Source organism: Cognataquiflexum nitidum (assembly GCF_022538055.1).
Lineage (GTDB): Bacteria > Bacteroidota > Bacteroidia > Cytophagales > Cyclobacteriaceae > Cognataquiflexum > Cognataquiflexum nitidum.
Window position 1 is genome coordinate 26,469 of the sequence record NZ_JAKZAM010000007.1, and the last position, 19,821, is coordinate 46,289.

13 protein-coding genes and 1 riboswitch are annotated in these 19,821 nt (G+C 37.5%); of the genes, 7 read left to right on the forward strand and 6 right to left on the reverse strand.

Features of this window, described 5'->3' with window-relative positions:
• Positions 1–14: 14 nt before the first annotated feature.
• From MMU07_RS06270 to MMU07_RS06285, 4 genes are all read right to left on the reverse strand, one after another.
• Positions 15–1,280, reverse strand: a complete 1,266-nt coding sequence (locus MMU07_RS06270) for a competence/damage-inducible protein A (RefSeq protein ID WP_241124993.1) — start codon at positions 1,278–1,280, stop codon at positions 15–17.
• An 8-nt stretch (positions 1,281–1,288) separates the two neighbouring features.
• A complete protein-coding gene (locus MMU07_RS06275; protein ID WP_241124994.1) occupies positions 1,289–2,074 on the reverse strand; it encodes an SDR family oxidoreductase in 786 nt (261 codons plus the stop codon).
• A complete protein-coding gene (locus tag MMU07_RS06280) occupies positions 2,071–2,571 on the reverse strand; it encodes a dihydrofolate reductase (RefSeq protein WP_241124995.1) in 501 nt (166 codons plus the stop codon). The genes MMU07_RS06275 and MMU07_RS06280 overlap by 4 nt, the downstream gene beginning before the upstream one ends.
• A 138-nt stretch (positions 2,572–2,709) precedes the next feature.
• A complete protein-coding gene (locus MMU07_RS06285) occupies positions 2,710–3,636 on the reverse strand; it encodes a DUF4412 domain-containing protein (RefSeq protein WP_241124996.1) in 927 nt (308 codons plus the stop codon).
• A gap of 1,113 nt (positions 3,637–4,749) precedes the next feature.
• Here MMU07_RS06285 and MMU07_RS06290 point away from each other — a divergent pair.
• The 3 genes from MMU07_RS06290 to MMU07_RS06300 are packed head-to-tail and all read left to right on the forward strand — an operon-like array spanning position 4,750 to position 10,588.
• Complete coding sequence (locus tag MMU07_RS06290) at positions 4,750–5,934, forward strand: efflux RND transporter periplasmic adaptor subunit (RefSeq protein ID WP_241124997.1); 1,185 nt, start codon at positions 4,750–4,752, stop codon at positions 5,932–5,934.
• A 29-nt stretch (positions 5,935–5,963) separates the two neighbouring features.
• A complete protein-coding gene (locus MMU07_RS06295) occupies positions 5,964–9,134 on the forward strand; it encodes an efflux RND transporter permease subunit (RefSeq protein ID WP_241124998.1) in 3,171 nt (1,056 codons plus the stop codon).
• Complete coding sequence (locus tag MMU07_RS06300) at positions 9,131–10,588, forward strand: TolC family protein (RefSeq protein ID WP_241124999.1); 1,458 nt, start codon at positions 9,131–9,133, stop codon at positions 10,586–10,588. The genes MMU07_RS06295 and MMU07_RS06300 overlap by 4 nt, the downstream gene beginning before the upstream one ends.
• 107 nt (positions 10,589–10,695) lie before the next feature.
• Here the strand turns inward: MMU07_RS06300 and fmt are convergent, their stop codons facing one another.
• Entirely contained in the window at positions 10,696–11,622 is a 927-nt protein-coding gene (fmt, locus tag MMU07_RS06305) for a methionyl-tRNA formyltransferase (protein WP_241125000.1), read from the reverse strand.
• Positions 11,623–11,921: 299 nt separating this feature from the next.
• Between fmt and MMU07_RS06310 the strand changes: the two genes are divergently transcribed.
• From MMU07_RS06310 to MMU07_RS06325, 4 genes are all read left to right on the forward strand, one after another.
• Positions 11,922–12,287, forward strand: a complete 366-nt coding sequence (locus MMU07_RS06310) for a hypothetical protein (RefSeq protein ID WP_241125001.1) — start codon at positions 11,922–11,924, stop codon at positions 12,285–12,287.
• A gap of 241 nt (positions 12,288–12,528) precedes the next feature.
• Positions 12,529–12,711 (forward strand): hypothetical protein, encoded by a 183-nt coding sequence (locus MMU07_RS06315; RefSeq protein WP_241125003.1) that lies wholly within the window; start codon positions 12,529–12,531, stop codon positions 12,709–12,711.
• A gap of 596 nt (positions 12,712–13,307) precedes the next feature.
• Entirely contained in the window at positions 13,308–17,621 is a 4,314-nt protein-coding gene (locus tag MMU07_RS06320; RefSeq protein ID WP_241125004.1) for a PAS domain S-box protein, read from the forward strand.
• Between the two features lie 62 nt (positions 17,622–17,683).
• Positions 17,684–18,991 (forward strand): hypothetical protein, encoded by a 1,308-nt coding sequence (locus tag MMU07_RS06325; RefSeq protein WP_241125005.1) that lies wholly within the window; start codon positions 17,684–17,686, stop codon positions 18,989–18,991.
• Here MMU07_RS06325 and MMU07_RS06330 read toward each other — a convergent pair.
• Positions 18,988–19,431, reverse strand: a complete 444-nt coding sequence (locus tag MMU07_RS06330) for a RidA family protein (RefSeq protein WP_418884505.1) — start codon at positions 19,429–19,431, stop codon at positions 18,988–18,990. The two genes, MMU07_RS06325 and MMU07_RS06330, sit on opposite strands and share 4 nt — an antisense overlap.
• A gap of 283 nt (positions 19,432–19,714) precedes the next feature.
• Positions 19,715–19,816, forward strand: a riboswitch (SAM riboswitch).
• The last annotated feature ends 5 nt before the right edge of the window (positions 19,817–19,821 follow it).

Genomic DNA, 19,821 nt, shown 5'->3' on the forward strand with positions numbered 1-19,821 from the left:
GTCGAATATAATTTTTATTCTGTTTTCCCTAAAATGCTTAAGCGTAACAAATTCAAAACTGCTACAGCAGTCAATTGGATGTTAAGCATCCTGTCTTGGGTAAGCTGTAACTTTTTAGTCGCGGTATTTCCTTCAAAAGCGCATGCAACCCAAACCGTCCCGACAGGTTTTTCGGCCCATCCTCCTCCGGGGCCTGCTATTCCGCTACTTGCCAGACCAAAATCCGCATTGAATTTTTTTCTGATATTTTCAGCCATTTGGATGACAGTTTGTTCGCTTACCGCACCGTGAGACTCCAAGGTTTCATTTTCAACGTCAAGCAACTCATTTTTGAATGTGTTGTGGTAAGGTATGAGACTTCCCTGAAAATAATCGCTGCTTCCCGCTATGCTTGTGATTAGGTGCGAAATATACCCCCCTGTGCAACTTTCTGCTAAAGCCACTTTTTTGCCATTTTGTTTCAGCATTCTACCGATGGCTTCCTCGAGAGTTTCTTTGTCATAGCCGTAGATATATTTTTCAATCAAGGGCTTTACTTTTTCGATTTCAATTTGCACATCATTTTGAAGCGAGAAAAGGTTTTCACCAAATGCAGTCAAACGGAGTTTTACCTGACCCAAAGAAGGAAGATAGGCGAGTTTGATGTGGGAGGGAAGGTTATTTTCCCAATCTTTAATCAGGTCGGCTAACCAGCTTTCACCTATACCAACAGTTTTTATTACTTTGTGGTAAATATTCGGTAATGTAAAGAGTGATTTTATTTTGGGGATGACATGCAGGTTCATCAGGTTTTTCATTTCATGAGGTACACCCGGCATTGACATCCATTTCTTCTCATTTTCGTCAAACCACATTCCCGGAGCAGTGCCCAATTCATTTGGGATATAGACACATTTGGTGGGCAAGTGGGCTTGCAGCCTGTTCAGATTGGTTAATTCCCTACCTCTTTTTTCAAAAAAGGTCCTTACCGCTTCCAATGCCTCAGGCACCAATTCAATCCCACATCCGAAATATTCTGCCAGAAGTGGTTTGGTGAGGTCGTCGTTGGTAGGGCCTAGTCCGCCTGTCATCAAAATGATATCGGCTCTTTTTTCAGCGGCTTCAAATGCAGCAAGTATAGAATCTCTATTGTCGCCTATTGTCGACCTATGGACTACTCGGACACCAATCTTGTCGAGTTCCTGACTGATCCACTGACTGTTGGTGTCTGTAATCTGACCATAGAGCAACTCGTCCCCGATAGCGATTATCTCAGCTTTTACTTCTTTATAATTCAGCATGATTTGGCTTATCTTACTTTGGCTTTTTTTATCAATTTTGAAAACAACAAGGGGAAAAATCTTTTCAATTTTACAGCATAAATCTCTTTCCCCCCTATATTGACTTCTTGTTTTCTTTTTGAAACAGCCTTAATTATTTGCTTGGCACAGGAATCTGGACTCATTCCTTTTTCTTGTGCATCATCCATTGCTTGGAGGGGTGTCCCATTTCCTGTAAGGGCATTGAGGGAAACATTGGTCCTAATAAAACCAGGGCATACCATTGTCACGGTGATATTGTCACGATAATGCTCAGCCCTCAATGTATCAAAAAAACCATGAAGGGCATGTTTGGCGGCTGCATAAGTGGATCGATATGGCGAGCCAAATTTTCCAACGAGGCTGCTAACCACAACAAACTGTCCGCTTTTATTTCCAACAAAATGGGGGAGGAGTGTTTTGCTCAATCCAACGGTTCCAAAAAAATTTACCTCCATGATCCTTCGGTCCACTTCTGGGGTAGTCTCCATGATCAGAGATCTTTGGCTGATTCCTCCGTTATTTATCAAAACATCAATTCTTCCAAAAGCTTGAATAGCCTCTTTGACTATATTTGGAAAATTTTTTGCTTCAGAAAGATCCAAAGGCAAGGCAAATACATTTTCCGGTTTTTTTGAACATGCCTTCAGCTCAATCAATCCTGCTTTGTTTCTTCCCGAAATGATCAATTTAGAATCAGTTTTGGAATATTGTTGAAAGAGGGCTTTTCCAATTCCGGATGTTGCACCGGTGATCCAAATAACGTTCTGATTCATGGTTTTAGTTTTTTATAAACCACGAAGTCAAAATCATATTCATTTTTCTCATCTTTGAAATAAGATGTAGTCGACACGATTTTCCACTCACTTTTATCAAATTCAGGAAAAAATACATCTCCATCAGGTAAAGCATTTACCTCGGTAATCATCAGTTCATCTGCTATGGGCAAAGCCTGATTGTAGATTTCAGCACCTCCGATTATAAATACATTGTCTAGTCTTTTGCCGATACATATCTGTATAGCCTCCTCGAGTGAATGGGCTACCATATGGCCTTCAGGGACTTCAAAAAAAGAATTCCTGGTGACCACGATGGAGGTTCGATTGGGAAGCGGCCTGCCTACTGACTCATAGGTTTTTCTCCCCATGATAATGTGGTGACCTATGGTGTGGTTTTTGAATAACTGTAAATCAGCTGATAGACGCCAAATCAATTGGTTGTCTTTGCCAATGACATTATTTTTTGCTTTGGCAACGATGATAGATATTTTCAAGATTTTTTGAGTTTTGGGCTAAGTTACCAAGGTTTATTTAATCAAGAAATCCCGGCTGAAAAGAATGCACTATTCTTAATCTACTCCCTGTAGGAAGAAAGTGCTGTTTCAAAAAAAATAAAATATTAAAATCCTCAATTATTTCATGGATTGTGTTATACTTGGGTAATCCGCCATCACAAATCGCTCTTTGCTGTTTTCCTTTAATTCTACTGTGACCATGTCGATTTTACTTTTGTCAACTTTGCTTACAACATGCGCTTCCATCATATTACCATTGGGAAGGTTGTTGAACATATCGGGGTTTTGGTCTTTCATCCTTGCTGTTAAAAAAGGATTGTTTTGACTCCAAAACGGGGTTCGTCCTGTTATTGGAGTTTTCGTGACCCAATAATGGGTGATGTTTTCCTCTGTTTCGATAAGGTATTCCTCGCACTCCAGGCCAGAAATAGTTTTTGAATTCCCTGTTTTTTTGAAAGTGACATCCTCAACTTTTGGGTCATCGATCCCCTCAGATATCACAGACTCGCTCATCTCCATATAATTATAGGCAAATGTCATCCTCATTTTTTCACCTTCATTTTCAAGTAAAGTGATGCCTGCATTCCTGTTGAAATCATAGATTAGCACATAGGTTCCATCTTCTTTTTTGTCAGGATCTGTAAATTTCATTCCTGTTATTTCAGGATTTATTGAAAAATACGAAGTCAATAAGATCGGTTCATTTTGCTTTCCTTTTTCATCCTGACCTGTAATTTCTAAGATCGAATAACCTTCAAAATCATAAGAATCATCTACTTCGATGTCATTGTATATAGAAGACATCAATTTTTCAAAATCGATTGTCGGAATAGTACTTGGATCGTCTGTTCCATAGACATCCTTGAACATCTTGTCCAGCTTTCTTCTGGCAATTTTTTCCATTTCACTTTCCACTTTTTTTTCAATCGCCCTACTTACGCCGCGTTCTGCGGCATTTTTTAATTTATTGATAAATTGTGCATTGACCGAAAATGAGGTCAATAAAAAAACAAAGGCAGAGAAAAATTGGATTGTTATTTTCATTTTGGTGAATGTTAATTGAAAGAAAACTTATTTGTTATTAAAGGAATTCAATTAAATATTGGAATGTAAATTATTTCTTTTGCCTTAGAAAGGCAAGTAAAATAATGTCAATATTGAATTCAACTTGGTTTTCTTTCCCTCTAAATTCTTCCTACTGTAACTTGTACCCTCTTAAAAAGTCTGAAATTTCAAGTCTTTTATTTCCTTCCATCTGAAGAACCAATATTTACTAAGCCCCATAACCGGCCACAAAGACCAAGTCCTTTATTTTCAAATTGCAATCAATGTCCGGGAAGGATTTTTTACAGGTAATGTTTGGCCTTGCATAGAATCCGTTTGGGTGGGTATCTCACCTATGGTTAAAAGTACTCAAAACAGAAAATGCAAAATCAAGAGTCTGGGAAATCATTTCAATATTTTTGTTGCTTTGGTATGATTTTCAGAAAAAATATTTGAACAATTCAATAACTCTTTCGTTAACTTGAAAATTGATATGAACGAACCAGATTTTGATCCTGAATTTCAAATCCCGTGTTTTTAAAATATAGCAAGTATGATTTGAAAAGACATTTTTGTTTAACAGCTGTCAAAATGAAATTATTACTTTCAAATAATTATTGCAAATCTGATTTTCTCTCATTTATTTTTGCACAATGAAAAATTTATACCACTACAATCTTAATAATAGTGTCAAATTCCTGACAATTTCCCTAGCTATTTTTTTTGTTGTTTTATCGGTGGTGTATGAATACAACGACCAAAACAGTAATTTAACAAATGAAGAATTGGTTTCAGAAAGTGAAATTGATGTGGTAATTTCTCTTTCTTCACTAACCAGAACGTCATCTAGTAAAGTTGTCAAATTTCAAAGAATCGGAGTTATCAATGTAATTGACAGGATATTTTCATTTAATGCAGTCAAAATTTATAAATTTTTTAATCCTCTAGTACATAAAATTTACGTGCCCCACTTTAATTCAATTTTCTTAAAGGGTGATATTTTAAAAAACGCACCCTGAAATCAAAAGTTGTTTTTCGGGATGCTTTATCCCCTTTTTTATTTCCAAGGTCTATTGATCTAAGAAAGACAATCTAATCCTTATCCTAAAAATCATGAAATCAAATGATTCAAGCTCTTCCTTTTGGAAAAGCATGAGACAGCTGCGCATGTCAGTATTGTCTATTTTATTGTTCTCTACCGTTTTCCTGTCATGCCAAAATGGTAAAACCAAAGATCAAAATACACTTGATCTTCAAAGTATTCCCATCCTTGAAATGAAGCCAATGAGCATCGAAGTACCTGTCACTTTTGTGGCTGACATTCAAGCAGTGCAGTTTGTCGAAGTAAGAGCCAAAGTAGAAGGTTACGTTGATCAGATTTATGTCGATGAGGGTCAGTTTGTTAGGAAAGGGCAAAATCTTTTTCAGCTATCCTCAATGGAATTTTTGGAAATGGTCAACTCCGCAAACGCAAAACTTGCCCAAGCAAAAGCCGAAGCTCAAGCAGCCCAAGTGGAGGTGGATAGGTTGAAGATTTTGGTAGAAAAAGACATTATATCTCCATCTGAATTGCAATTGGCTAGGTCAAAGAAAGCAGTAGCTGAGTCTGGGATTTTAGAGGCAGAATCAATGTTGAAAAATGCAAAGACGGGATTATCCTATACGACAATTAAGGCACCATTTGATGGTATTGTAGACCGAATTCCCTACAAGAAAGGTTCTTTGATCCCTCAAGGGGAATTATTGACCAATATCACTGATATCTCCGAAGTCTTTGCTTACTTCAAAATAACTGAAAATGAATATCTTAGGTATATGAGGGCGAAAATGGAAGGGGAGCAGGGGGATATTGGTGAAAATGTAAAATTGATTTTGGCAGACGGAGAGACTTATCAATACCCCGGCAAGTTGGAAACGATGGAAGCGGATTTTGAAAGAGGAACCGGCTCCATTGCCTTAAGGGTACGTTTTACTAATCCTGATCAATTGATCAAGCATGGATCTACAGGAAGAATCCAAATGAACAATCAGCTCAATAATGTATTTTTAGTACCTCAAAAATCCACCTTTGAAATTCAGGATTATAGCTATGTCTATATTCTTGACAAGAATAACACTGTCAAGGTCAGAAGTTTTAAGCCTGTAAGGCGTTTTGGGCTATTTTATGTGGCAGAGGGTTTTGAGATTGGTGATAGAATCATTTATGAGGGAATCCAACAGGTAAAAGACGGTATGGTCATTTTGCCGAACCTTATCAGTCAGAAAGAGGCTTATGATACCCTAAGCATAAGTTTGTAATTTATTTTTCATGATATCTGAAACCAAACATGTTTGAAATATTTATCAGAAGACCCATATTATCTACGGTAATTTCGGTTTTCATCACGTTATTGGGGATTTTGGCTTTATTCACCTTGCCCATCACCCAATTTCCTGAAATCGTTCCTCCCTCGGTTACTGTTACTGCCAAGTATACAGGGGCAAATGCCGAGGTATTGTCCAAAGCTGTCGCTACTCCACTCGAAAGGGCTATAAACGGTGTTCCCGGCATGACTTACATGACCTCGGTCAATACAAATGACGGAATTTGTTTGATTAACATTGTTTTCAAAGTTGGTACTGATCCTGATCAAGCCGCTGTCAATGTACAAAATCGTGTAACAACAGTGTTGGACGAATTACCCGAAGAGGTAATTCGAGCCGGAGTGACGACTGAAAAAGACGTAAACAGTATGCTGATGTACCTAAATCTTGTCACATCAGATTCCCTCCAAGATGAAAAATTTGTTTACAATTTTGCAGATATAAATATTTTGCCTGAACTCAAAAGAATAGACGGAGTTGGGTTTGCCCAGATTATGGGGTTCAAGGATTATGCAATGCGTGTTTGGTTAAAACCTGACCGTCTGGTTTCCTACAATTTATCTCCTCAGGATATTTCTGAGGCAATAACGTCGCAAAACGTCGAGGCTGCGCCTGGTAAATCTGGCATTGCATCTGACAGAGACCCGCAGGCACTTCAATATGTATTGAAATACACTGGGAAATTCAATGAAGTAGAGGACTACGAAAACATAACCCTAAAGGCATTGCCTGATGGATCATTGCTAAAATTGAAGGATGTGGCAGATATCCAATTCGATGCCTTGGAATATAGTATGGTTTCGATGACTGATGGAAGACCTTCTGCGTCAATCATGATCAAACAAAGACCTGGTTCGAATGCACGTGAAGTAATTGAGAATATTAAAATCAAAATGTCAGAATTAGAGGAAGAATCTTTTCCTCCCGGCATGACTTTCAACGTATCATATGATGTTTCAAGATTTTTGGATGCTTCTATATTTGAGGTTATAAAAACCCTGATTGAAGCATTTATTCTTGTATTTATTGTAGTCTTTATTTTTCTTCAGGATTTCCGATCCACCTTGATTCCTGCTATTGCTGTACCGGTATCATTGATAGGCACATTCTTTTTTATGCAGCTATTTGGATTCTCCATTAATTTATTGACACTTTTTGCATTGGTCTTAGCTATTGGGATTGTGGTGGACAATGCGATCGTGGTGGTGGAAGCTGTGCACGTAAAAATGCATACACTCCATATGGGTGCTTTTGATGCGACCATAGCTGCTATGCGTGAAATTGGTGGGGCGATTGTCGCAATTACTTTGGTGATGTCTGCAGTTTTTGTACCTGTTAGCTTTTTATCAGGACCGGTAGGCGTTTTCTACAGGCAGTTTTCATTGACCCTAGCAATAGCAATCGTGATTTCCGGAATTAATGCATTGACTTTGTCTCCGGCTTTATGTGCTATTTTGTTAAAACCTGCCAATGTTGAACACGATCCTTCCAAAGGATGGTTACAAAAATTCTTTTTTTGGTTCAATAAGAAATATGATGCCTTTTCTAATAAGTATGCTTTTATACTTGGAAAAATTGCTGATAGAAGAGTGTTTACCTATGGTTTCCTCGTTCTGTTCTTTTTTCTCACTTACGGCACTATGTCCATAGTACCGACGGGTTTTATTCCCAATGAGGATCAGGGAATGATATATGTATCTGTCACTACCCCACCAGGAGCTACCGTGGAACGGACTAGTGACGTAATGGATCAGGTGCAGGGGAGTTTGCTGCCACTCGATGAAGTGGAAACTATCTCCACACTTGCCGGATATTCTTTATTGACAGAAACAGCAGGGGCCTCTTATGGAATGGGAATGATAAATCTGGTGGATTGGGGCAATAGAGATAAAAATGTCAATGAACTTATAGTAGACTATCAAGAGAGGACTTCCCATGTCAAGGGTGCGGATATTCAGTTTTTCTCACCCCCGCCGGTACCGGGTTTTGGCAATGCTTCAGGCTTTGAATTGAGGCTTCAGGATAAGTCGGGGGGTAGTCTGGGCGAAATGGCTGCAGTTTCACAAAAATTCTTGAACGATTTGAATGCCAGGCCGGAATTGAAAGGAGTCTCAACCAATTTTGATCCAAATTTCCCGCAGTACCTCCTGATAGTTGATCATGATAAAGCAGCCAAACTAGGTGTGTCTGTAGAAGAATCTATGCTTACGTTACAAAGCTATATTGGCAGCTTTTATTCTTCTAATTTTATTCGATTTGGCCAAATGTATAAAGTAATGATTCAGGCTTCCCCTGAGTTTAGGACTACTCCAGAATCTCTTCTGGATATGTACGCCAAAAATAAGGATGGTCAGATGGTTCCCTATTCCAATTTCCTGACAATGGAAAGAGTTTATGGACCTGAACAGCTTACGAGATACAATATGTTTACCTCAGCACTCATCAATGGGGATGCGGGAGTGGGTTTCTCTTCCGGTGATGCAATTAAAGCAGTAGAGGAGGTCGCCGCAGAGACTTTGCCTAGAGGTTTTGAAATAAGCTGGTCAGGTATCACTAGGGAACAGATAGAGTCAGGTAACCAAGCAGTATATATATTTTTGCTTTGTTTGGTTTTCGTGTATTTGTTGTTGGCAGCCCAGTATGAAAGTTATTTCTTGCCTTTGCCTGTGATTCTGTCACTTCCGGCAGGGATTTTTGGATCTTTTCTTTTTCTAAAGTTGACCGGTCTCGAAAATAATATTTATGCCCAAGTGTCATTGGTCATGCTCATAGGCCTATTGGGTAAAAATGCCATCCTTATCATTGAAATAGCTATTCAAAATAGGCAGAAAGGCCTTTCCATTTTACAAAGCGCTATCAATGGTGGGGTGGAAAGATTGAGACCAATTTTGATGACTTCTTTCGCATTTATTTCTGGATTGATACCGTTAACGATCGCCTCCGGTGCAGGTGCTATCGGCAATAGGACAATAGGTACTGCAGCGGCAGGAGGTATGTTGATAGGCACTATTGTAGGGGTTTTCTTAATTCCAGGATTGTATGTGGTATTTGAATCATTAGCCACCAGATATAAAAAGAAAGATTTTATAGAAGAAAATGAAAGACAAATTGTTAACACAGGAAGTGCTTCATGAAAAAAAGTAGAATTCACCTAATTATTGGACTCTTGTCGGTGTTTTTTTTCAATCCGGCATGTAAAACATTAGAAATAAACCAACCTAATGATTCCCGCATCCTTCCTACAGCATTTGAGCAGCAGGAATTGGATACTGCTGAAGTTTACACATTATTAAGCTGGGAAAGGTTTTTCGAAGATGAAAAACTAAAGCAGCTGATTACACTTGCTTTGGCAAATAACCAAGATAATTTAAAAACCCTTCAAAAAATAAGGTTGTCTCAGGCAAATCTTAGGATTTCCAAAGTAGGATGGATGCCAGAAGTAAATGCCATCGCTGGAGGTTCCATAAGGAAATTTGGGGAATTTACAATGGATGGCGTTGGAAATTTTGACACAAATCTTTCGGATAATACCTCTGAAGAACAAAAAATTCCCGATCCTTACAGAGACTTCATAATAGGTGGTAGTTTTAGTTGGGAAGTGGATGTTTGGGGAAAATATAAAAACCTGAGAAAATCGGCATCAGCCCGATATTTAGCATCCCAAGAAATGGCTCATAATGTTCAAACTTGGTTGATTTCCCAAGTAGCAGTCCAATACTATTTATTGTTGGGACTAGATGAGGAAATATTAATTCTTCAAGAAAACATCAAACTTCAGGAACTCGCATTTATACTCTCCAAAGATTTAAAAGAATCAGGTAAAAGCAATCAATTGGCCGTGGACCAGTTTGAAGCTCTTTTGCTTAATTCTAAAGCGTTGGTCCATGAAAAGCAAAGGATGAGAAGATCTGCCGAGCTACAGCTGACAACGCTATTGGGTACTTACCATACTGAATTTGAAAGGGCTACTATGGATGATGCATTTATTCAATCAAAAATATTGAAAATAGGTATACCTGCTGAATTATTACAGTTTAGGCCAGACATCCGAATGGCAGAACGTGAGCTTATTGCTGCAAATGCAGATGTCTATGCAGCACGTGCAGCCTTTTTCCCTTCTGTAAATTTATTTGGAATGGCAGGTTTTAATTCTTTTGATTTTAGCAAACTATTTCTAAATCCCGCTTCCATGGTCTATCAACTTGGGGCGGGATTGTCAGCCCCTATTTTTAACCGGAATCGAATCAAAATGCAATTTGAAGTTGCAAATGCCTCCCAAAGAATCGCTTGGTATGACTATGAACAGGCAGTATTAAAAAGCTATGTTGAGGTATTGGATTTAGTCAATCAATTTCAAACCCTTGACAGTCAGTTAGAAAACAAATCAAATGAGGTTATGGTGCAAAGAAGATCAGTAGATAATTCCAACACAATGTTTACAGTGGGTTATGCAAATTATTTAGATGTATTAAATGCCCAAAGCAGAGCGCTCCAAGCAGAAATAGAATTGGTTGAGTTGAAGATCCAACAACTTCAGACAAGGGTCAATCTTTACAGGGCTTTGGGAGGTGGATGGTCTCCAAATTAGAGCTAATTATTTTGACTATTCAGCGCCTATTTCTGGAAAGTAGAGTGTAAAAAAATATTAGGTTATAACCCTCAATAGCATGTTGGTTTTTCTTTGATTGTGTATATTCAAGGTAATTTGTACCCTCTTAAAAAGTCTGAAATTTCAAGTCTTTTCTTTCCTTCCATCTGAAGTTCCAATATTTTCAAAGCCCCATTACCGGTCTGAAATATCAAGTCCTTCTTTCCGTCTGTCATATATTCTCCGGGCTGGAGCCCATTCAGATCTTTATTTAATATTTCGCTCTTATAGATTTTGTATGTTTTGCCATCCAATAAAGTCCATGCCGCAGGGTAGGGGGAAAGCCCCCTGATCAGATTATGAATGCTGTAGGCAGGCTTTTTCCAATCTATTTCGCAGGTTTCTTTGTATATTTTTGGAGCATGATGCACAGCAAGACTTTCATCTTGGACTTGGGTTGTGACATTATTTTCAGATATCGCCTCCACGGTTTTTAAAACCAACTTGGCTCCTTTTTTCATCAATCTTTCATATAAACTACCAATGTTATCATCGGTGGCTATAGATTCCCTTTCCTGGAAAATGATGCTGCCTGTGTCTATCTCGTGTTTTAAAAAAAATGTAGTCACCCCTGTTTCCTTTTCTCCATGGATAATAGCCCAATTAATTGGTGCTGCTCCTCGGTAGTTTGGAAGCAGTGAAGCGTGCAGATTAAAAGTTCCTTTAGATGGCATGTTCCAAACCGCCTCAGGCAACATTCTGAAGGCAACTACGATTTGCAAATCAGCTTTATAGCTCCTTAATTCTGCTATAAAATCAGGTGCTTTAAGGTTGGTAGGTTGTAGCACCGGAATGTCGCTCTTCAATGCAGCCACTTTTACAGGTGAATGGACTAATTTTTGACCTCGGCCTTGCGGCCTGTCTGGGGCCGTGATTACGGCCACGATGTTCCATTCATTTTTTACAAGTATTTCTAAGGAAGGAACCGCAAACTCAGGGGTCCCCATAAAAATTATTCTTAAACTTTTATCCATTTTTCAATATAATCGGGTTGTAAAGGTCGGAATTTATTCATTTAAGGAAAGGTTTTTTTAATCAAAATTGCAGGCTTTTTGTCAGAAAATTATATTGTTTTCAAATAGATCTTATTTTCATAATTTCATATTTAAATCAAATAGAATAACTTAAATGCATTAATTTATAAGTAAAGTTTACTTTTTGTGTTTATCAATGATTCAGGTATTTTTTTAGATTATTGTTAAAGGAACTGCTATTTTTTGACCCATTAGAAAAAAAAGGTTAGGATAATTAAAAAATTATATAATTTTGTAAAATGAATACAGGATTGAAATATGGTCTTTCAACAGGAATAAGGCTTTTTGTCTGTTCCATGGCTATATTTTTTACTTTATTGGCTGTTCTTGATAGTTTTGTCAAAAGACCCGACATAGTTTACTCCGGTGAATTTGTTTCTGAAGCTGAATTCAAGTTCATTGAATTACCCAATACACTTCAAATACCTTCCGGAAATAAAATTTCCAAACTTGATAAGATTGAAGTAATCCAGTTATCGAATTTCATATTTTTTTTGGCATTGGATTTACTTTTTATTGAAATGCAATCTGTTGATAAAACAGCTCATATATTTTTACCAAAATTAGAGAACCTTAAGTATTCATTGAATACACATGCTCCCTGATTGAATTTTATTCCGTCTGTATTTCGCTCAGGCAATACTGCTGAGCAATCCCCCAAAATAACAAAGCCCATATTGTGTTACCTATCATTTAATGTGTAGGTAATCGTGTTTTCTTAACAAGAAAAGCACATCACCCTATGGCTATTGAAGGAACAAAAAAACCGATTAAAAATTAATTATAAAATCAAAAATCAAAAATCAAAAATCAAACCGTCCTAAAGGACATTAAACAAACAAAACTATGAAAAAGACAATCTTTGCAATGATGATCGCTGCTACGGCATTTATGGCTTCTTGTGGCAACAAAACAACTGAGGAAGTTGAAGTAGTTGAATCTCCTGTTGAGGAAGTAGCTCCTGAAGTTGTAGAAGAAGCACCTGTGGATTCTACTGCTGCTGCTGCTGATACCACTGCTGTGAATTAATTATATAATTAATTCTAAATAAAAAAATCCCCGATAATATCGGGGATTTTTAATTTGGGATAAACCCTTCATTGAACTTAAACACTTCTTAGAGAAACTCTAAAAGTTGATCAAACTTATGGATTTAAAAGTATACAAAAAATAACCAATACTGGGTATTTTTAACTCCAAAAAATTAAAAAAATAATATTTTGTAGGGAAAAAATTTTATTCTACAACTTTCTTAATTCGATTACATTATTGAAAGATTTATTCGTTTTACTTGACCATAATTTCAAACCTAATTTTCCTTTCTTCGGCATATTGCGTTTCATTTTTTGATGGTATTTATCAAAATCAAAACCAGATTTGATATTGATCCTAGAGACATAGCAGTGCCATAGATATCAAAGGAAAATTTTGCTTTATGATTTTTGTTTTAAGGGAGTAGTTTAAATACCCAAACCCCAATTTCAAGAAAATTTTAATTTGAAACATCGTATGGATTTTATTATTTAAATGATTAAACTTAGACTTTGTAACTGTGTATATTTCATTCCTGATTTTGAAAATCGAGGATGTGGTTTCAAATAGCAAGAGTATTCTTTCCACGATACATGAGTATAGTTAAAAATTTAGATATAGTTGGTTTTTTTGATCATATACAAGATCCAATTGTTGTTTTTTCCGATAAAAATGACCTTTTTTTCAATGAGTACTTCAGAGAAAACATTTTTAGCCAATTTGTAGATTGGAGGGAAATTTTCCATTCCGATGCAATCAATCAGGATTTGTTGTTTTTCTTCAAGACTGGAGACTTGCCCAAAAACGGCTTTTGTTCTTCATTGATTCTTTCAAACGGTATTCCCCAAAATTATAGATGGGAGTTTAAATGTGTATATGGCAAAGGAGATCAGAGGTATTGTGCTGCTATCGGTAAGCCTGTAGAGTTAGAAAAAATTGAAAATTTTGAGAATGGTGAATTTAATGAGGTCCTCGATCTTAATTTTGTCGCAAGCGTCCTAAGACATAGCCACGACATGGTGGTTATTTTGGATAAGGAAGGAAAATATAAATTTTTGAGTGCTGCTGTCATTGACAAGTTGGGCATTGATACCTCAAAAATAATTGGCAAATCCTACAAGGATTTTATTAATGAAGGTATAATCCGAATAGAAGAAGGAGATCTTGATCAGGTATATAAATCAAAATCCGAGATAAACATTAATTTTTGGGTCCATATTCCTGAAGGTAAGAAAGTATACATTGAAAGCTACTGTAGAAATCTTATTGATGATCCCAATATCAGAGGGATACTTTTTAGTGCCAGAGACAATACGGCATTTTGGAAAGCAAAAAAGTCTTTGCTGAAGAGATACGAACTTGAAAATTTAATCAACAGGATTTCTGCGAAGTTTGTCAATGTTGGTTACAATCAAGTGGATCAGGTTTTCAAATTGTCACTTAAGATGTTGGGTGAATTTGAAAAGGCTGACCGAGCATACATATTTATAGTCCATGATGAGCTTCAAGAGATCGAGAATGTCTACGAATGGACTGCAGAAAACATTGAACCTCAGATCCAACACCTCAAAAATCTCCCCATTACTGATGAAAACCTGACGATCGAATATCTTCGCAAAGGAGAGGTTTTGGTTGTGCCTGATGTAGATTTGATGCCTGAAAAATTCCAAACAGAAAGGGAGATTTATCAACAACAGGGAATTAAATCCTTTGTGCTTATTCCTATTTTTTCTGAAAATAAATTGATTGGTTTTTTCGGATTAGATGCAGTCCATGAAAAAAGAGCCTGGCATGAAAAGGATGAATATGTACTTCGTCAGCTGGGGGATATTTATGCCGGAAGTTTTATAAATAGAGCCATCAAAAAGAGGCTTGAACGGAACGAAAAATTACTTGCTTCTACGGAGATTTTGGCCAAATCAGGATCTTGGAGGTTTAGCAATACAAAAAGGAGGATTTTTTATTCCTCAGGTTTAAAAAGGATCTTTGATTTGCCGGAGGATATTTATTCCTCTGATTTTCAAGGCTTTTTAAATAGAATAAAAAAGTCTGATAGGAGGGGTTTCTTGGAAAAATTAAAACAGGCAGTCAAAACCCGGAGTACAACATATGGAGAGTTTTCAATTTTTACCAAAGAGGAAAAAGAAAAATTTATAAGCTTTACCATCCAGGTGAGGGAAATCCAAGAGAGCTCGGATGTGGAAGTCTTTGGGTATTGTTCGGACATTACTCACAAAAAAGATGCTGAAAACTATCTGAAATTACAATCTCAAATCCTAACCCAAGTTGATGACCCTATAGTAGTGACTGATGCTTCACTCAAGATTATCTATATCAACAAGGCTGGACTGAAGGAGTGTAAAATCACTGAAGGCGAAAATTTTCAAGGAAAAATAACTGACCTTTTTGAGTTTATTTTTGAAGACTCCAATTCTCTTGAAAGGCTTTTAGGAAGCTTAAATTCCAATGTAGGAATTACAAAACAGATGCAACTCAGGCTTAGGACCGGAGTGGTATATCCTTATGAGGTCTCTGTTCAACAATTTTTGAATGATGATTTAGAAAAAATCGGATATTCTTTTGTTATCAGAAATTTGTCTCTTCAGGTGAGGCAGGAAGCCATTGCCCGCAAAGCACAAATGATTGTCGAAAACAGTCCTGCAGTATTGTTTACAGTCGACCCAAATGAAAATTTCAGGATTCTCTACATCACTGAAAATATCAGGCAGTTTGGTTACAATTCGTCCAAGCTTGTCAATTCCAAAACAAGCATTCTCGATTTGATTCATCCGGATGATGTGGTCAGGCTTTTGGATTATTATTATTCAAGAGAAAGCGAAACCGGAATTCCGGCATTTTCAGGGGAATATAGGATCAGGAAAGGTGATGGGTCCTACAGATGGGTCGAAGATAGAACAAGAGAAGTGTACGATTCGGAGGGAAGGATCTTTGTCCATGAGGGGATACTTCAAGATATTACAGAAAGAAAAAACAACAGGGAAGAAATCCTCAGGAGCCAGGAAAGATATAGGGTGCTGGCATCTAACATTCCGGGCACAAGTATTTTTTTGATAGATAGGGACTTGCGGTATATCGCTGCACAAGGGACAAATTTTGCTGATTGGGGAATGACTGCATCGGATTTTGAAGGCAAAACCCTTGCAGAAGTACACACCGGCAATCTCAATGAAATTCAGCCCATAGTCACTCGTGCATTGCTCAAAAATGAAATCATTCAAAAGCATATGGTTTTCCGACGTAGGGTATATGAAATCACCGTTACACCAATTATGTATGGCGGTGAGATTGAATATGCTTTAGGGATATTGAGAGATGTCAATGAGGAATATCAGGCAAAGGAAAATTTGAAGAAAAATGAGGAAAAGTATAGAAAACTCGTGGAGGAATCTACTGAGATTATTTTCTCTCTTGATCTTGGTATGAACCTCACATACATTTCTCCAAATGTGAAGCAGTTTCTTGGTTATCCTTCAGAGGATGTTGTGAATAAAAGTTTGGCAGATTTTTTACATCCTGAAGACCTTTCCGTTTTTTCAGAAAAAACTGAATCAGAGCCGAATTTTTTTGAAAAAAATCAATACCTCGAATTCCGACTTCGACATATTACAGGCGATTACAGGGTATTCAGTTCGAATGGAAAGCTGGTTACTGACGAAGAAGGAAAGAAAATGTATTATACAGGTATCGCAAGGGATATCACAAACCTTAAAGAAGCCCAGAAGGAGCTTTTCCATGCCAAAGAAAAAGCAGAGCAGGCATCGACAATAAAATCCCAGTTTCTGTCCATCATGAGTCATGAAATCAGGACTCCAATGAATGCAGTTATTGGCATGGCCCACCTCTTAATCGAGGATGATCCTAGGCCGGATCAACTTGAAAATTTAAAGACACTTCAGTTTTCGGCAGAGAACCTCCTTGGACTGATCAACGATATCCTCGATTACAGTAAGATTGATTCAGGGAAGGTAGAACTTGAAAAAGTCAATTTTGAACTCAGCAATGTTTTCAACCGAATCCTGCATTCTTATTCCTATCAGGCAAGGGAAAAAGCACTTCAGATAATTTTTGAGTCAGATCCAACATTGCCCCAATACCTCATTGGTGATCCTGTCAGGTTGGGACAAATAGTAAATAATCTTGTTTCCAACGCTGTCAAGTTTACTGAAAAAGGTTTTATTAAAATCAAACTAAATAAGGAAAATGAGGATGAGAGGAAAATAGCAATCAGGTTTGACTTTGAGGATTCTGGGATCGGAATACCCAAAGAAAAACTTGATCTTGTTTTTGAGGCATTTACGCAAGCTAGTGCTGCAACTACCAGAAAATATGGAGGAACGGGGCTTGGACTCGCCATTGTCAAAAGGCTAGTCCAACTTTTAGGAGCAGATATCAAAGCCTTTCAAAGAGAAGAAGGAGGCACGAGGTTTACATTTACAGCAATTTTTGAAAAACCCAATTCAAAGGCCATTTTTTCTCAGGATGACCACCCGGATAGATTACAATTCTTGGAGGATGCGAGTATTTTGGTCGCTGAGGACAACCTTGTCAATCAGATCATGATAAAAAAATTCCTTCATAAATGGGGAGTTAAGAACGTAGTGATGGCAAATGATGGCAACGAGGCTATAGAGGCCTATGTCAAACAAGATTTTAATCTGATATTACTTGACCTTCAGATGCCAGAAAAGGATGGTTTCCATGTAGCTGAATTCATTAGAAATATGGAGGATGAAAAAAAGAAGCATGTTCCGATAATTGCACTTACAGCGTCTTCGTTGATTGAAGTTAAAGACCAACTGGATAAAGTGGGAATGGATGACTATATCAGCAAACCGTTTAACCCTGATAATCTTTATACCAAAATACTCAAATACCTTAAGCCATAAATTTGAAAAAAGGAGCTAGTCATTCTCTCTTTCATTATAATTTTGAAATCAAACAAAACGGTATGAGGTTTTTCTTAGGACTATTGATTTCATTTTCTATTGGATTTCCTGTTTTTTCTCAATCCCAGAAATCCAACAGGTCTACCATGTATATGACTTATGGTAGGACCGGGGCAAACTTAAGGGAATTTAACCAAATGCTTTCCAATAAGGGGCTTTCACCCATGAGAAACAGTTACTCCAACCTGAGTTTTGGTTACATTACCAGATTCAATGATTTCATTATTGGCTTGGAGCTTTTTCAAAATGGAGGGCCTAAATCTAATTTTGATGAATTTCAAATAGATTATAACACGACAAGGTTTTATTTGAATGTAGGATTTGCCTTTACAGAGGAGGGTAATTTTCAGTTGATCCACTACATGTCAGTGGGGACAGGATTTCTCAATTTTCAGATGTTAAAAGAAAACCCCGCTCAAAATCTCGGAGAATTCTTCGAAAACCCGGAACATGGATTTATCCTCCGGGACGGCAATCTGCATAAAGGAACATTAAATATGACCGGGTTTTTGACCGAAATCGGGTTTCAGATGAGTTATGATGTACCGATTCCGGGTAGGGAAGAAGCCATAGAGTTTTTGGCGAGGTTTGGATATTCTTTCAGCCCTTTTGAGAACTCTTGGAAATTGAACAATATCAGATTTAATAGTACCCAAAGCGGTGCTTTTTTCAGGTTGGGAGCAGGCGTTACGATACCTGATCACAATTTCTTTTATAAAGATGCCGCAATTGGCGCTCACTTGGTTTATGGTTTTCACTTCACAAAACCTGAAGGATTCAATGCTGTTTTGCAGGAAAATGGTTTAGCGCCTTTCAAAGGAAGACCAAACAATGTCGGATTGAAAGTAATGGGAGAAAGTAAGGGCTTTTTGTATGGGGTTGATTTATTTAATCTTGGACTTGAAGGAGAAGCAAATGAAACCAAAAGTCACACACTAAACAGCTTGAGGATTTATGGAAATGTTGGGCTTAAATTTTTTGAGAGAAAAAACCTTGAACTTGGAGGCACCGCAGGTCTAGGTTATGGCAATATTCGATATAGCCTAATTGATAATACAAAACCTGATTTTCCGAGATTATTTGAAGAGCCCCTTCATGATGCATTTTTGAGAAAAGGAGGACTGATGGCTAAACCTGAAGTATTTGTTGCCTATGGGATTCCATTATCACCAAATCACGCCTCCAAAATCATGTTTGGAGTTAATGGTGGATATGAAATCCCCTTGGCCAATTACAAACTACTCGACATGCCAATGTCTGGCTATATGTCCAATCCTTATTTTCAGATGAGTATAGGGATCAAACATTAATTGTCTTCGATTTCCACTATCAACTCCACTTCCACTGAGATATTCATCGGCAATGCATTCATGCCAACGGCAGATCTTGCATGTTTCCCTTTTTCACCAAAAACTTCCACCATCAAATCTGAAAATCCATTGATAACCTGTGGCTGTTGGGTGAAATCGGAATTGCAATTCACCATACCCAATACCTTTACTACGCGTTTGACTTTATTCAAATCGCCCAATTCAGCTTTGAGAACCGCTAATTGGTTGATTGCCACCATACGGGCGGCTGCTTTTCCCTCTTCTATAGTCAGGTCTTCGCCTACCTTTCCGGTAATAAATGTACCGTCCTGTAGTCCGGGACCTTTACCTGCAAGGAAAAGGAGGTTGCCGCTCCTGACCGCATTGACATAATTGGCCACAGGAGAACTTGCCTCAGGCAAAACTATTCCCAATTCCACAAGTTTTTGATTAGCATCCCAACTGACCTCAGATTTTGCTTGAATTTTAGCCTCTGGAGAATTACAGGAAGTTGAAATGTACAATTGCGTTAGTGAGAAAATAAATAAAATGAATCTGGGGTAAGTTAATTTTAATTTCATAGAATAAGATGAAGTGGGTTTTATCAGTTGTTTTTTTTACTGGATTCTATTTGATTTTGCATATAGGAGAAATATATGCCTATTCTATTAAAGAATCTTTATAAAAATCCATAAAATCCAAGAATTGCTTTTAAATTTGAAAAGCTTATCGAGAAAGACCGAGGGAAAGGCCCTATGACGTCTTGGCAACCTGAATAAACAAGGTGCTAATTCCTATTCCGGAGAAGCCGGAAGAAGATGAGCGGAAAA